The sequence below is a fragment of the Paenibacillus sp. FA6 genome, from assembly GCF_051550225.1.
In the GTDB taxonomy this organism is placed as follows: Bacteria; Bacillota; Bacilli; order Paenibacillales; family Paenibacillaceae; genus Paenibacillus_AQ.
The window spans coordinates 574,555-590,104 of record NZ_CP188820.1 but is presented as its reverse complement, the minus strand read 5'-3'; the positions used below and the strand labels follow the sequence as shown (position 1 = coordinate 590,104).

16 protein-coding genes are annotated in these 15,550 nt (G+C 39.8%); 2 read left to right on the top strand and 14 right to left on the bottom strand.

Translation table 11 applies throughout. From position 1 onward, the window contains the following. Nucleotides 1-14: 14 nt before the first annotated feature. The 7 genes from ACP8HI_RS02675 to ACP8HI_RS02645 form a co-directional block, all read right to left on the bottom strand. Nucleotides 15-287 carry a spore coat protein CotJB gene (locus ACP8HI_RS02675; RefSeq protein ID WP_438349600.1) on the bottom strand — a complete coding sequence of 91 codons (273 nt, stop codon included), beginning with the start codon at nucleotides 285-287 and terminating at the stop codon, nucleotides 15-17. Further along, nucleotides 287-508 (bottom strand): spore coat associated protein CotJA, encoded by a 222-nt coding sequence (locus tag ACP8HI_RS02670; protein WP_438351684.1) that lies wholly within the window; start codon nucleotides 506-508, stop codon nucleotides 287-289. Before ACP8HI_RS02670 ends, ACP8HI_RS02675 begins: the two co-directional genes overlap by 1 nt. 179 nt (nucleotides 509-687) lie before the next feature. Beyond that, entirely contained in the window at nucleotides 688-2,040 is a 1,353-nt protein-coding gene (locus tag ACP8HI_RS02665; protein ID WP_438349599.1) for a hemolysin family protein, read from the bottom strand. Between the two features lie 16 nt (nucleotides 2,041-2,056). Continuing rightward, nucleotides 2,057-3,193, bottom strand: coding sequence for a radical SAM/CxCxxxxC motif protein YfkAB (yfkAB, locus tag ACP8HI_RS02660; protein WP_438349598.1), 1,137 nt, complete (start codon nucleotides 3,191-3,193; stop codon nucleotides 2,057-2,059). Between the two features lie 195 nt (nucleotides 3,194-3,388). Continuing rightward, on the bottom strand, nucleotides 3,389-4,504 hold the full coding sequence (locus tag ACP8HI_RS02655; RefSeq protein ID WP_438349597.1) for an HD-GYP domain-containing protein: 1,116 nt from the start codon (nucleotides 4,502-4,504) through the stop codon (nucleotides 3,389-3,391). A gap of 90 nt (nucleotides 4,505-4,594) precedes the next feature. Continuing rightward, a complete protein-coding gene (locus tag ACP8HI_RS02650; RefSeq protein ID WP_438349596.1) occupies nucleotides 4,595-5,425 on the bottom strand; it encodes an undecaprenyl-diphosphate phosphatase in 831 nt (276 codons plus the stop codon). Nucleotides 5,426-5,484: 59 nt separating this feature from the next. After that, a complete protein-coding gene (locus ACP8HI_RS02645) occupies nucleotides 5,485-6,924 on the bottom strand; it encodes a bifunctional metallophosphatase/5'-nucleotidase (RefSeq protein WP_438349595.1) in 1,440 nt (479 codons plus the stop codon). Nucleotides 6,925-7,100: 176 nt separating this feature from the next. Here ACP8HI_RS02645 and ACP8HI_RS02640 point away from each other — a divergent pair, with 176 nt between their 5' ends. After that, on the top strand, nucleotides 7,101-8,147 hold the full coding sequence (locus ACP8HI_RS02640) for an HD-GYP domain-containing protein (RefSeq protein ID WP_438349594.1): 1,047 nt from the start codon (nucleotides 7,101-7,103) through the stop codon (nucleotides 8,145-8,147). 197 nt (nucleotides 8,148-8,344) lie between these two features. Here ACP8HI_RS02640 and sufB read toward each other — a convergent pair whose 3' ends face one another. From sufB to ACP8HI_RS02610, 6 genes are all read right to left on the bottom strand, one after another. Next, nucleotides 8,345-9,742: a Fe-S cluster assembly protein SufB gene (sufB, locus tag ACP8HI_RS02635; protein ID WP_438349593.1), complete on the bottom strand. Its 1,398-nt coding sequence runs from the start codon at nucleotides 9,740-9,742 to the stop codon at nucleotides 8,345-8,347. A 17-nt stretch (nucleotides 9,743-9,759) separates the two neighbouring features. Next, nucleotides 9,760-10,194, bottom strand: coding sequence for a Fe-S cluster assembly sulfur transfer protein SufU (sufU, locus tag ACP8HI_RS02630; protein WP_438349592.1), 435 nt, complete (start codon nucleotides 10,192-10,194; stop codon nucleotides 9,760-9,762). Beyond that, nucleotides 10,184-11,404: a cysteine desulfurase gene (locus ACP8HI_RS02625; protein WP_438349591.1), complete on the bottom strand. Its 1,221-nt coding sequence runs from the start codon at nucleotides 11,402-11,404 to the stop codon at nucleotides 10,184-10,186. Before ACP8HI_RS02625 ends, sufU begins: the two co-directional genes overlap by 11 nt. Further along, nucleotides 11,401-12,708, bottom strand: a complete 1,308-nt coding sequence (gene sufD / locus ACP8HI_RS02620; protein WP_438349590.1) for a Fe-S cluster assembly protein SufD — start codon at nucleotides 12,706-12,708, stop codon at nucleotides 11,401-11,403. The genes ACP8HI_RS02625 and sufD overlap by 4 nt, the downstream gene beginning before the upstream one ends. 24 nt (nucleotides 12,709-12,732) lie before the next feature. Beyond that, nucleotides 12,733-13,515, bottom strand: a complete 783-nt coding sequence (sufC, locus tag ACP8HI_RS02615; protein ID WP_438349589.1) for a Fe-S cluster assembly ATPase SufC — start codon at nucleotides 13,513-13,515, stop codon at nucleotides 12,733-12,735. 274 nt (nucleotides 13,516-13,789) lie between these two features. After that, nucleotides 13,790-14,254 carry a Dps family protein gene (locus ACP8HI_RS02610; RefSeq protein ID WP_438349588.1) on the bottom strand — a complete coding sequence of 155 codons (465 nt, stop codon included), beginning with the start codon at nucleotides 14,252-14,254 and terminating at the stop codon, nucleotides 13,790-13,792. Between the two features lie 226 nt (nucleotides 14,255-14,480). Here ACP8HI_RS02610 and ACP8HI_RS02605 point away from each other — a divergent pair, with 226 nt between their 5' ends. Beyond that, nucleotides 14,481-15,035: a hypothetical protein gene (locus ACP8HI_RS02605; RefSeq protein WP_438349587.1), complete on the top strand. Its 555-nt coding sequence runs from the start codon at nucleotides 14,481-14,483 to the stop codon at nucleotides 15,033-15,035. Nucleotides 15,036-15,121: 86 nt separating this feature from the next. Here the strand turns inward: ACP8HI_RS02605 and ACP8HI_RS02600 are convergent, their stop codons facing one another. Continuing rightward, on the bottom strand, nucleotides 15,122-15,499 hold the full coding sequence (locus tag ACP8HI_RS02600) for a DUF423 domain-containing protein (RefSeq protein WP_438349586.1): 378 nt from the start codon (nucleotides 15,497-15,499) through the stop codon (nucleotides 15,122-15,124). Nucleotides 15,500-15,550: the final 51 nt, after the last annotated feature.

The window sequence follows — 15,550 nt, the reverse complement described above, 5'->3', positions numbered from 1 at the left end:
ACCTCCGCTAGATTCTAGACTTGCCAAGGCCAAGGGGATTGTGACCATTGCCATGGAAACTTTGAAAAAGCATGACCGAAATTCAGAAGAGGTCCGTATACCTCTTGGAATTGCTTCGCGAGCCGCATTCTTTCTTGTGATAGTTGGTTGTACTGTTGAATGCTTTGTAGATCCTCAGGATGTGTATCGAGAAATAGGTTTAGTTCCACAAGAGCGAAATCTACAATTTGAAGTTCTTCAAGCCATTCATAATATTGTTGATCACACGGTATAGGTGTACCCTCCATCAAGAAGCCCCCCCTTGTGATTGTCTAGCAGTATATGGGCTATAAAGTGCAGGCCAGAGCGTCCCCCGTCTCAAGGCTTCAGGAAGGCTAAATTGCGGCCAACCCGATGGTTGGAAGTTAATAAATTGATTAGGTGGCACCACATACGTCCTACATAACAATGGTGGGCAGGGATCAAATGGTCCCACAAACGGTGTGTAACTGCGGATTTGTGAGTTCAACAAAAGTCTCCTCCTTCAGATTCATATTACGTATCTTGATCATCTCTTCGTAATTAGCATATGACATTAGCCCAGAAAATGAACTAAAATACAACAAAAAAATGCTTAAGCTTGGCCGAAGATTTATCTTCTGCCAAGCCTAAGCGCTCATTTAAAAGCGATGATCAGGCCATATCTCATTATAGATCTTCTTCCTCTAATTGCTCCTTCATGTTCTCCTTCTTATCTACTCGGAGTATCATGACTCTTGTAATGCGCAAGCGAGTTGATTCTTCGACCTGAAATATAAAATTGCCTACCTGTACCTTTTTACCTTTGACCGGACTACCTTCAAGTTCTTTGAACAACCATCCACCAATAGTATCCACTTCATCATCCTCAATCACAACACCCGTAAGATCATGAACAGCCTCAATAAGCATTCTACCTTCAACGGAAATAGAGTCCCCATTAACCTCCACATTTTCACGTTCATCCTCAAACTCATCATATAATTCTCCAACGATCTCCTCAAGAATTTCTTCGGCTGTCAGCATTCCTGCGGTTCCACCATACTCGTCTACAACTAGTGTAAGTTGTGAATGCTTCTTCTGCATCAGACGAAGCACATGGCTGATCTCCATAGACTCAGGGACGTTTAATATTGGACGAATCATGGACGTAAAGTCCTCTTGTTGTTCTTTATCTGCAAGGAGTAGGTCAGTAATATGAATAAATCCTAAAATTTGATCTTTATCTTCCAATGCAACAGGATATCGTGAATGCTTAGTCTCACTAATGATCTTAATATTATCTTCAATAGATAAATTCGCATATAAGCAGACCATATCTGTTCGAGGCAACATGACTTCACGCGCTAACAGATCCGAGAACTCAAAAATATTGTCCATCAACTTCATTTCATCTTTATCAATCACACCACTTCGAGCACTTTGACTCATAAGGATTCGAATTTCTTCTTCTGAGTGAGCCGCTTCTGACTCGCTTGCTGGTTGAATTCCAATCATGCGTAGAAGAGCATTTGCAGTAGCATTCAACACCCAGATCACAGGAAAGAATACTTTATAGAAGAAGATCAAGGGTGCAGAAAGTGCAAGTGCCGTTCCTTCCGTTCTCTGAATAGCAATGGACTTCGGAGCTAATTCTCCCAATACGATGTGTAAGAATGTAATTATACTAAATCCTACTGTGACCCCCACTGTTGTGATAAGAGTCTGGTCAGTAACACCTAATTTAAACATGATAGGCTTAACAAGAAGCTCTGAAATAGCTGGTTCTCCTATCCAACCAAGTCCCAAAGAAGTCAGAGTGATCCCCAACTGAGTTGCCGATAAGTATGAATCAAGTTTGTTATTTACTTTAAGGGCGAACCCGGCTAATTTATTCCCTTCACTGACCAATTGTGTAATACGTGTTTGACGCATCTTCACAAGTGAGAACTCCGCCGCAACGAACACTCCATTTAACAATACAAGAAGCAATACTAGAGCTATATTCACAATAAGTTCCCCGATTGCAAACTCAGTAGGCAATATGAATCCCTCATTTCTATAGACTGTTCGCTGTTCTTTGTTTAAAATCTACGTCTTTATAATACATATCTGCCACGAGAAGGTTAGGCCCACAGCAGCCTACCGCATCACAATGACAGTTCACTTTTTGATTCAAAGGATGACCATTCATCCATTTTCTGAAAATATCATCAAGCGCTTCGCTTTTAATATTACCAAAAGGTGGAATTTCTGCAAAATCAGTCACATACACATCACCAGAGAATAAATTCACATTGACCCGATTTCGACCATCCGGATCATTTCGAACCGTTACATTCTTTGACTCTTTTAAACGACGAAGAAGATTCATATCCTCCTCTGAATCACTACATGCATAGAATGGAAGCGTCCCGAACAGCATCCATATATTCTCATCGCGTGTATCAAGTAAACGGTATATAGCCTTACGCATATCATCTAAAGATAATACAGGTAAGCTTGAGGCAAAGTTCGATGCATACATTGGATGTACTTCATGACGTTGACAGCCCATTTCAGCAATCAATTGATGAATCTTATCCAATTTCGTATGTGTTCGATAATTGATCATCGATTCAGCCGATATGTACATTCCTGCATCACTAAGCACACGAGTATTCTCGATCATCGTATCATAAAGACGGTAAGCTGCTTCTTTGCTAACTGGACGTGCGCTATTCGCAAAGCCAACCTGATGAAAGTCATCCCCATTCAAGTAGTTGAACGACATATGCATTACATCTAAATAGGGGAGTAGCTTCTCATAGCGATCCATACCCATCGTCAAATTAGAGTTTATCTGAGTTTTGATCCCACGTTCTTTAGCATATTTCAGAAGAGGTACGATGATCTCATCAACGGTCTGCTTACGAAATAGAGGTTCTCCCCCTGTCATGCTTATCGTTTCTAGATGCTCCACCTCGTCTAATCTTCTTAACATTATATCCAGTGATAGGGAATCTGACTCTTTCATAACAAGCATGTCACCTACTGCGCAATGTTCGCAGCGCATATTACATAAGTGAGTCACTGTCATCTCTACGCTAGTCAAGACATGTCTACCGTGCTTTCGAAGTGAATTTATAGGTTCCCAAGGATCATAAATTGGCGATAACTGTTGTAATTGTGCCCTACTAGTATTTTCTGTAATCATATTTACCACCTTATTTCATTTAATAATTAATATCATATCATGAAGAGAAGTTAACCGCATTCGCGCATTACCCTTCTTCCCATCACAAAAAAACCGCGTAATACCGATCGTCCAACGATAGCGGAACATGATACTGTCCCACTACCGAAATGACCTGCCCGATGTCGCGGTTTCATAGATCTCTTTCATTACGGTTTATTGTGCTACTAATTCTGGTGATTCTAAACCCTCAACATGCGTAATGACAGTGGATAGTACTTTTGTTAAATCAAGATCATAAGGGGCCCTCAATGCTTCCCCATTATACCCAGTCATGACACGAACTACTGGGCGATGTGGCATCATCGGATGTATCTTACATATGACACCAGACTCACCCGTACTAAGTCTAACACTCATGCCTGGTGGATAAATAGCTACCTTATCACGGAATATTTCCAACTTATGCTGATCAAACAGCGTGCCAGAACCCGTATACAACACTTCCATAGCTTGATGTGGAAGCATCGCAGGCTTATACACACGGTGAGATGTCATCGCATCAAATGAATCCGCCAGTCCTAGATATTGTGCGTACTCATGAATTTCAGAACCTTTAAGTCCACGAGGATACCCTGTACCATTTAATCGTTCATGATGTTGCAGCGCACAGTGGGCAGCAAGTAGTGGAATATCACATTCCTCTCTCAATATTTGATATCCAATATTCGTATGATTCTTCATCTGATTAAATTCCTCATCATCAAGCTTACCAGGTTTCATCAATACTTTAACTGGAATCTGGGTTTTCCCTATATCATGCAGAAGCGATCCTATCCCCAGTACTTTTAGCTGATCTTGAGTCATCCCGCTAGCAGCACCAAGTATTAAAGTATATACACATACATTTAAAGAATGCTTATATAAGAAATGATCCGTAGTGTTCATATCCATGAGCATAATCATCGGTAATTCCTGACCGCTGAGATCTTCTAGAATGGAATCCATCACTGCAGAGAACTCTCTGCCCAAATGACGATATCCTCCTACAGGATGCGAAGAACTTGAGGGATCCGATATTCTTTGAAAGTTTGAACGAATCGCACGCATCGCCTTACGACGAGTTTCCTCGTGTAGAACCTCAGGAATAATGATGTCTTCTGTCCATTTATCTTGAATATATACGTATCCAATATCTATTTCTTTCAATCTACTAATCAGCTTATCCGTTAACTCTACACCTTCTGCCAATAGAGTAACGCCTTCCATACTGAATATTTTCTTGCCTATTTTCATTCCACTTTGAAGCATCGATACAGGTACTAGTCGCAATGTGTATCCTCCTACATGAAGAATGGTCCTGACAATCTAATCTCGGTAGTTATATTTGAATCCATTCAAAGAGTATACTCTTCATTGAGATTAATTCAATATAAATATCCAGAATATAGCTGCAAGTATAAACCGATAAATAGCAAAGTGAGTAAGACTAATACGCTGTATTAGTTTCATAAACGCTAATACTACGAAATATGCAACAACAAACGATATCAAAAATCCTATAACAAAAAAACCAATAGTCTCACTATTAAAATATCGGTATGAATCAAGTAATTCATAACCTGAAGCAGCACACATAATTGGAATTGCTATCAAAAATGAGAAATCTGCGGATGCTTTATAACTAACTCCGCTCAACATTCCGCCTGCGATCGTGGAACCTGAACGTGAGAATCCTGGCCATAGAACCGATATGATCTGGTATATTCCGATCATGAATGCCTGTCTGTATGTCAAATCGTCCAACTCTTGAGCAGTTATAGTTAACTTTGATTTATTATACCATTCTGCAAAAATCATAAATATACCACCAGCCACTAATGCCCATACCACTGTATTAGCATTAAATAAGCTTTTGATAAAATCCCTTGCAAAAAAAGCAACAACGAGTGCAGGCGTTATCCCCAGCAAGACATGGATTAAATCTAATCTCTTACTTGGCTGAATCCCATTAATAGATGTCTTTTGCTTACTATTCAATCCCACAAGACTCAATAAGCGTCTCCAGTATACTATAGCTATAGCAAGGATGGCACCCAATTGAATCACAATTTCAAAAGTCTTCATTATATCGGTTTGATCGTTAAATCCCATTAATCTAGATGTTAAAATCATGTGACCGGTTGAAGAGACAGGAATGAACTCTGTGATCCCTTCTACAATCCCAAGAATAATTGCTGTAATAATATCCATATTTCCCTCCTAAGATTGTTTCCATTGAACTGACTATTATTATGTGATGTTGACGGTTTTTAAACTAGCTTATTCCATCTTACTACATGACTTTCATTAAAACTACTCGGTCTTTGAAGCTCAATACTTAATAAATCTCTTAGAAATTCTGGCAAAATAAATTTTCTATCTTTGCCCGTAGCAATTCTGTCATAACCCACTCCAAAAATAAACATGTCGATGGTCCCAACTATATATTCTTGATCCTCACACAAAGGGTAACCATTTATGCTAACTTTGGTGATTCTATCAAAGGGAGATCGTGAAGGATCATAGAAAACTTCTGCACCATCCACCGCGATGCTTCCTAACACTTTTCCACGAAATCCATATCCCATGATCTGCTTTTCTTTATATTCAGACAACAAACTTTGTTCGAACGTATAACGTATGTCACTTCCCTTTAATTTAAGGATACATGGGTTAATGGGGGAAGGACATAATCTGTGCAACATACCTACCGTGACATCACCTGCGGGTAAAGTTCCTAACAATTGACCCGTATTAACTATCGATAGTTCACACTTAGTAAATTGACGTAGCGATTGAGCTAACAGATTTCCAAAAGGAGTCTCCTGATCGCCTTCATTCAGTGGCAAGGCATGATCTGTCACTGTAATGGTGCGTTGCAAAGCAGTCACTGCTTGAGCGCGATGAATCTCCAGAGCTGTGGTAACACTCTCCTCCTCTTGAAATGGGTCCACTGGGAGGCATCCTCCCCACACCACTCTGAATTTACCATCCAATTCGCGCTCCATAATTACTTTACCCACATGTTGACCAAATTTACCAGCGCCACAAATACTAGTATTTCCGATAAGTAAGGGCTCCTCAAGTAGATGGTGGGTATGTCCACCTAGTATAATATCTATTCCCTCTAAATTGGTCGCTAGTTTACGATCAGATGGAAGCCCTAGATGAGAAAGAACAATAAGTACATCCACTTTCGGTCTTAATAAAGTGATCTGCTCCTGCAACATTTGTTCAGGGTTAAGTGCCTCCCAGCCAATCAGTCTATAGAACTCATCAAAAGGCGCGGTAACGCCAACAATCCCTATCCTAATGTTGTCTTTCGTTATGATGATCTGTTCCTTCATCCAGCTTGGACAAAGATCACTCTTTATTTCCCGAATATTACAACAGACGACAGGGCATAACAACCCACTGTAGGCATTCTCTAACAAATCCGGTGTAAAGGTAAGACCCTCATTATTACCGATCGTAATCGCATCATAGTTTGTTAGATTTATAATATCCGTATTCGCTTGCCCCATACTTCCTTCCGTTTCTACTGCCATACGATCCATATGATCTCCAATGTCCAATAGAAGAAGGGGACTCTCTGAGGCAATATCTCTTTCTTTTGATACCAGCGCGGCAATCGAGCTTACCATTTCAAAGTGGCTATGAATATCATTCGTATGTAATATCGTTAGCCTTTCTTTATGAATGGGTGGCATGATATGGATCCCCTCCTACTTTCACTTCATTAAATCACCATTTCCAATCATAACATTTACTAAAAATTTGTGGTACGTCCATTTAGAATATACTACCCGTCTAATATTTATTGTAAATCCATTTTTTTCTTGATATGATACACTTAATGTATCATTTTTACGAGAGGAGATTTCACTTGAGAGTTCATGTAACAGATTTAAAACCCGGAGATATTTTGCTAGCGGACACTTTTAGTGATCATGGCTTACACGTTTTGCAAAAAAACACTGCATTAGGATCACCTGAGATTAATAAGCTATTGCAGCATGGAGTCGACTTTGTAGATGTCCGGTCTTTCAATGTAGTGGATCCAGTAAGGGATTTAACAAAGAAAGAAGAAGCCCTCTCTAGAGCTAAGCCTGATATAGAACAAGCAGTTGATGGATTTGAGAATATTTACTTAGAAGCACTCAGTACAGGATCAATAAATAATACTGTGATCGACGACATCATGCATCCCTTAGTTGATCAGTTGATAGAGAATAAAGACGTTGTTTCTTTATTGCTCGTACTTGATCAGAAGGATGACTATACATATTATCACTCTATGCAGGTTGGAATGCTATCTTATTATATTGCGACTTGGCTTGGCTACTCCAAGAAGGATGCCTATATAGCAGGCAAAGCAGGATATTTACACGATATCGGCAAATGCAGAATACCTCCTGAATTACTTAATAAGCCTGATAAATTAACACCAGAAGAATATGAACTAGTCAAACTTCATACCACTTATGGATACGAGATCATTCGCAACTCTTCCATGGATGAAGCATCTGCACTAGTCGCTCTACAGCATCATGAACGTGATGATGGCAGTGGTTATCCTCTTAGAATCAATGAGCATAACGTTCATCCATTCTCACAAATTACAGCAGTCGCTGATATATTCAGTGCGATGACTACTCACCGAGTCTATCAGTCTAAGCAAGAATTGTTATCTGTTCTTAAAGAGATCTATAATCTTAGCTTCGGGAAATTAAATGGCAAACCAACGCAAGCTTTTATAAGACATATGCTTCCCAATTTCATTGGAAAGAAAGTTATCTTATCCTCTGGCGAAACTGGAACCATCATCATGACCAATAATCAAGACTTCTTTCGACCTCTCATTCAGATCGATACAAGCTTTTTAGATCTTTCTATCGAACGTCATTTATCAATTGAACAAATCATCGTTTAATTATTCTCACAAGTAGAAACGGCTATGCCGTCCTTTTTAAAAAAACTTATGCTAGCGATACTTCGTATCACTTTAAGGTACCCTTTTCAGCGGAAATATAAGGTATAGAGTATCAAGTGAAACTTAAACTTTCTTATATTTTAAAAAAGCAGGCTCCCTATGATTAGGGAGCCTGCTTCTACTTTATCCATCATTCTTTACCCGATACTGCCTTCCATCTCGAACTTGATAAGACGGTTCATTTCTACCGCATATTCCATTGGAAGTTCTTTCGTGAACGGTTCAATGAAGCCCATAATGATCATTTGAGTGGCTTCAGCCTCTGTAAGGCCACGGCTCATTAAATAGAAGAGTTGTTCTTCAGACACCTTCGATACTGTAGCTTCATGCTCCAATATAATATTATCATTCATAATCTCATTATATGGAATTGTATCCGAAGTGGATTCGTTATCTAGAATCAACGTATCGCACTGAATATTAGACTTAGCCCCTGTTGCTTTACGTCCAAAGGAAGCTAGACCACGATAAGTTACCTTACCACCATGCTTACTGATGGATTTAGATACAATCGTAGAAGTCGTGTCAGGTGCTAAATGAATCATTTTGGCCCCAGCATCCTGATGTTGACCTTTACCTGCAATGGCAATCGATAGAACCATTCCTTTTGCTCCACGACCCTTAAGAATAACAGAAGGATATTTCATCGTCAGTTTAGAACCGATGTTACCATCCACCCATTCCATCGTTGCATTTTCCTCTGCTACAGCACGTTTCGTGACCAGGTTATAGATATTCGGTGCCCAGTTCTGAATTGTCGTATAGCGTACTCGTGCATTCTTCATAACGATAATCTCTACAACGGCACTGTGCAGAGAATTCGTGCTGTATATTGGAGCTGTACAGCCTTCTACATAGTGAACATGGCTATCTTCATCCGCGATAATCAACGTACGTTCGAATTGCCCCATATTCTCAGAGTTAATACGGAAGTATGCTTGTAGAGGCATTTCACATACAACACCCTTAGGTACATAGATAAAGCTTCCGCCCGACCACACCGCACTGTTCAAAGCTGAGAACTTGTTATCGGTTGTTGGGATCACTGTACTGATATATTTCTTAACAATTTCCGGATGTTCTCTAAGTGCTGTATCCATATCCATGAAGATAACACCTTGATCTTCAAGATCCTTCTGCATGCTATGGTAAACTACCTCTGATTCGTACTGAGCAGATACACCGGCAAGAAACTTCTGTTCTGCTTCAGGAATACCTAACTTATCAAATGTTTCCTTGATTTCGGAAGGAACCTCTTCCCATGTCTTACCTTGTTTATCTGAAGCTCTAACAAAGTATTGGATTTCATTGAAATCCAGATCATCCATATTTCCACCGAAATTTGGCATTGGCATTTTCTCAAACTGTTCTAATGCCTTTAGACGGAAATCAAGCATCCATTCTGGTTCATTCTTAATACGGGATATTTCCATAACAACTTCACGAGTCAAACCTTTTCCAGTCTTAAAAATAGATTCATGTTCGTCGCGAAACCCATATTTATATTCTTCGATTTCTGGTGATTTCTTAGCCATAATATTTCATCTCCCTATCATAATTTATTGAACTGTTCCTCATCAATCACTTTCCGTAGTGCATTCCAAGAGAGCGTTGCGCATTTAATGCGTGCAGGGAACTTATTCACTCCAGATAAGGCTTCAATATCTTCATAATCATCAAATTGAACGTCTTTACCCTGCATAAGTTCCGAGAAACGTGCAATCATTTCCTTAGCTTCTTCCAAGGTTTTACCTTTCACCGCAGCTGTCATCATCGAGGCCGAGGACATACTGATGGAACATCCATCACCCGTATATCTAGCATCTTCCACGACTCCGTTATTGACCTTAAGTTGCAGTGAAATCTTGTCACCACATGTTGGATTGTTTAAATCCACCGTTATGGCACCCTCTTCGAATTTCCCTTTATTACGTGGATTCTTATAATGATCCATAATTACCTGACGGTATAAGTCATCAAGTTTCATCGCCGAAATACTCCTTTGTCTGGATTAAGGCACTAACGAGACGATCAATGTCATCTTCTGTATTGTATAAGTAAAAGCTTGCACGAACGGTAGAATTCACTTTCAACCAACGCATCAACGGCTGGCAGCAATGATGTCCAGCTCGAACTGCTATTCCACTCGCATCCAATACGGTAGCCACATCATGAGGATGGACCTCGCCTAGATTAAAGGTAATTAGACCAACATCCCTCTTTCGAGGTCCATACAGTGAAATCCCTTTAATTTCAGATAGCCGATTCATAGCATACGTTGCTAGTTGGATCTCATGGCGTTCGATATTATCCAATCCAATCTCATTAAGAAAATCAATAGCTGCACCTAATCCTACAGCACCTGCAATAATAGGGGTTCCGCCTTCAAACTTCCATGGAAGTTCTTTCCACGTTGAGTCATAAAGACCTACCTCATCGATCATTTCTCCCCCGAATTCAACTGGCTCCATGAACTCAAGCAGTGCCTTCTTACCGTAAAGTACACCGATACCAGTTGGACCACACATTTTATGAGAAGAAAATGCATAGAAATCACTATCTAAGTCTTGAACATCCACTTTCATATGTGGAGCGCTTTGAGCCCCATCTACCACAAGAATAGCACCGTGGCGATGAGCGATCTCAGCAATTTGTTTAATGGGATTCACGACTCCCATAACATTGGATACATGTGCAATGGATACAATTTTGGTCTGAGCTGTTACTGATTTCTCAACTTCAGCTAGATCAACCGACCCATCCGGTTGTAACGTAATATATTTGAGCGTAGCACCGGTAGCTTTAGCTACCTGCTGCCACGGGATAAGATTACTATGATGTTCCATAGGTGTAATTACAATTTCATCACCTTCGCGACATACCGCACGAGCATAAGATGTAGCAACGATATTTAATGCCGATGTCGTTCCACGAGTGAATATAATCTCTTGTGTACTTCTGGCATTTATGAAGCGAGCTACTTTCTCACGAGCACCTTCATAGGCATCTGTAGCACGACTACCTAGAGTATGCACCCCGCGATGAACGTTCGCATTATCCCACTCATAATAATGCTGCAGAGCATCAATAACGGCACGTGGCTTCTGAGAAGTAGCTGCGCTATCCAGATAGACTAACGGATGTCCGTTGATCTCCTGCTGCAGAATAGGAAATTGCTCCCGAACGTCAAGGTTCATCGTCCTAGCTTCCTTTCAACGAGGGATTGAAGCTGGGTCTGCAAGCCTTCCAGTGGAATCTGAGTTACTACTGGAGCCAAGAAGCCATAAATAATCAAAGCCTCTGCTTCTGAACGCGTAATACCACGGGACATTAAGTAATAGACTTGTTCCGCATTCACTTGCCCAACAGATGCTGCGTGACCTGCCGTTACATCATCTTCATCAATTAGAAGCATTGGATTCGCATCCCCACGTGCTTTCGGGCTAAGCATTAACACTTTTTCCGTCTGCTGACCGTCTGCTCCGGAAGCGCCATGTTCAATTTTCGTAATCCCATTGATAATCGCTGTGGACTCTTCACGTAATACAGCGCGTGTAATCATTTGGCTAGGCGTGTTCTTGCCGAAATGCTGTGCTTTGGTCGTATAATTAAGCTTCTGTGCTCCCGATCCAACAGCGATAATCTTAGAATCAGAAGATGATCCATTCCCTTTGAGGATAGAATTCGTATCACTCATCGTATTCCCATCGTTCATCTCACCAACGATCCATTCGATTACAGCATCGTTGTCCAAGATAGCACGGCGATAAGTTAATTCCGTCACTTTTTTACCCAATTGATGCACTGTAGCATAACGAACCTTCGCTCCAGCTTTTGCGAACACTTCAACAGAGCCATTATGAACAACTTCTCCTTCAAGCTCACCAGACATATAATTATCAACATAAGTTACGTTACTATTGGTATCTGCGATAATTAATACATGTGGCGCAAAGGTTGCCTGTCCTTCATCCGTTAGAAAAATAGCCTGAAGTGGTATCGTAACTTCAACGTTCTTAGGTACATATAGGAATACTCCACCGTTCCAAAGCGCAGCATGCAAAGCTGTAATGTAGTTTTCTTCCATTCCAATCGCTTTATGCAAGTAACTCTTCACTAATTCCTCATGTTTACTTGCCGCTGTATGAAGATCCATAAAGATAACACCTTGATCTGCCAATTCAGAAGATAGCTTAGTATATATTACGCCGGAATTATGCTGAACAATAAGACTATCTTGTAATCCTTGATCTTTAATCAATCCTTGCACCGTAGCTGGAAGCTTCTCTATAGAATCAATCACGGTCGAATCTTGGTACGCTCCATAATCTTGCGTGTTCCAACGATCAATTCTCGTCTTCTCTAGACGAGGAAGTTCCAATTGACTCGCTAACTCCAATCCTTTTAAACGTAGTTCTGTTAACCAACCTGGCTCATTATTACGTTTCGATATTGTTGCTATACTTTCGGTATTAACCGGAAGAATGGTTTGTGTTGTCATTTCAATGTCCTCCTCCCGTTATATTTACGCTTCTTGCCCTACAGTTTCGTCTTCAATACCTAGCTCTACCTTGATCCAATCATAACCATCAGCTTCCAAACGTTCAGCCAACTCAGGTCCACCGGATTTCACAATAACACCATTCATCATCACATGGACGTAATCAGGCTTAACATAGCTCAGTAGGCGTTGATAATGCGTAATAATAAGGAATCCACGATCTTCACCTCTCATCGCATTCACACCATTGGCAACAATTCTTAATGCATCGATATCCAGACCTGAGTCAATCTCATCCAGAATAATAATTTTAGGATCAAGCATCATCATTTGCAGAATTTCGTTACGCTTCTTTTCTCCACCTGAGAATCCTTCGTTCAAATAACGATGAAGAAACTCTGGGTTCATTTCAAGTTCTTTCATCTTTGCTTCCATTTGGCGAATGAATCTAATCAGTGATATTTCGCTTCCTTCTTCACGACGTGCATTCATGGCACTGCGAAGGAAATCGGAGTTGGTTACCCCGCTAATTTCACTTGGATATTGCATCCCTAGAAAAAGTCCAGCACGAGCGCGTTCATCAACAGCCATCTCGAGAATATCTTCCCCATCCAGTAACACTTTACCTTCGCTAACTTCATACTTAGGATGTCCCATCAATGCGGAAGCTAATGTACTCTTACCTGTACCGTTTGGACCCATGATGGCGTGAACTTCTCCGCCTTTCATCTCCAAGTTGATACCTTTTAGTATTTCCTTACCTTCAATTGATGCTTTAAGTCCTTCGATGACGAAATTTGTAGTCATATTTGTTATTCCCTCCGTTTTTTATATTGGTTAAAAAAATAAAAGCTATATTTGGAATCGTATTCTCTCTCCAGTTTCAAGTATGAGTTACGTTCTTTATACTTATTCTAAACTAAATCCAAATGATTCTCAATGATTCTCACTTATTTCTTTTTATTAAAGTAATTATCCATCTATTATTAATGACTCCTTCACAAGGAAAATGGACTTGGCCAAGTGGATCAGCCAAGCCCAACTATCATTATTTATTCATATGGGCAACTCTTTGCTTAATTTATCCTAATAATGAACGAAGCATCCACATATGCTTCTCGAAGTCACCCTTGATACCAGTCAGAATATCTGCTGTTACATGATCAGTGGCTTGCTCTGCCAATTGGATGCCTTCAATTAATTCTTCCGACACCGTAGCTAAATCTTCAATCATATTTTGCACCATTTTACCCGCGTCCTCATTACCCTCAGCTTCTTGAATTGTAGTCATATCCAGGAATTCCTTCATCGTCGCCACTGGACTTCCTTTAATAGTCAATAAGCGTTCTGCCACTTCGTCCATCTTCAAAGTGATATCATTATATAATTCTTCGAATTTCTCATGTAATGTAAAGAATTTATCACCACGGACATACCAATGATAATTATGTGCCTTTACATATAATACGTTTAAGTTAGCTACTTGTTGATTTAACACTTGTTCTAAAGTTGTCTTTTGTGTTTTAGCTGAAGTTGCCTTTACCATATTAATCGCTTCCTTTTCTATAATTGAATTAGATAAGATTTGCTCATAACTATATCTTACCCCTATCCCATGCCATTTGAAACATTGGAGCACCATTCAGTATTTTATATTGTACAAATGTTGAAGTATCTCTCTTAAGACCTACGACATATGGACTATTTTTTTTCCCATTTTAATGGTATAGTCTATAAACGATATAAGATTTCAATGATAGGCTGGGGGACATATGAATATCAGACAAGACAATGAGGATATAGGTTATTTATTCAATGTCGATATATTAATCAAGAACCAATCCAATGCTATTGCACTTCAATTGTTAATTGAAATGATGAATCAAAGTGAACATATTTTGGATTTCAGAGTCAAATCCGGAATGAAGCTTGGTGGAATTATAGATACCCTTCTGGAAATAAAGAATAATCCACCGACCACTCAAACGAATATACCCAACTCCACAGCATCCAATCACAATAAAATTGGTAAAGGGGAAAAGTCGGTATCTCAATCTAGGGTAGTAAAACCTATAATTCAGCGCTCCACTCCAAAGCTTATTTCTCCAAACACAAAACCAATTGAAGACCCTAGGAACTGGATTAGGTCATGTATTATAGACAATCGACTAGTACGTTTGACAGCAAATCGGCAGGGTCAACACTTCAATATTCCATGTCGTATATTGAATTTCGATGAAGAAAAGCAATATATTAATATTTATCATGTTGATGAGAAACAAGTTTATAGCTTTAACCTAAATGAAATTGATTCCTTTGATAGTTAGACTATTTTAGTATTCAGTAGGATCATTAATAAACGGCTGCGTCGTCCATTATTAAGGACAGCACAGCCGTTTATTATATTGGATGATCATTTCTTCGATTGAACAATCGCTAATAAGAAGTAAATCCAACCCGCAATGAAAGCTACTCCACCTAGAGGCGTAATGGCTCCCAGTACTTTAATACCACTGATACTTAATACATACAAGCTACCCGAGAATAACATTATTCCAACTATAAATAAGCAACCTGCCCAGTACAGCTTTCTAGATTCTCCGATCTGCCCTGCCGTTAATCCGAGAAGTATAAGAGCAAGCCCATGAATCATATGATATTGTACACCTGTCTCATATACACCTATTGCCGCTTCACCAATTCTAGGCTCCAATAAATGAGCCCCGAAAGCCCCAATCATAACAGAGAGGGCCATCAATATAATTCCCCACTTCATAAATCCTTGTCGCAAGAAAGTCCAACTCCTCTACCTATAATCTAAACCTCTTTAGCTATGATAACG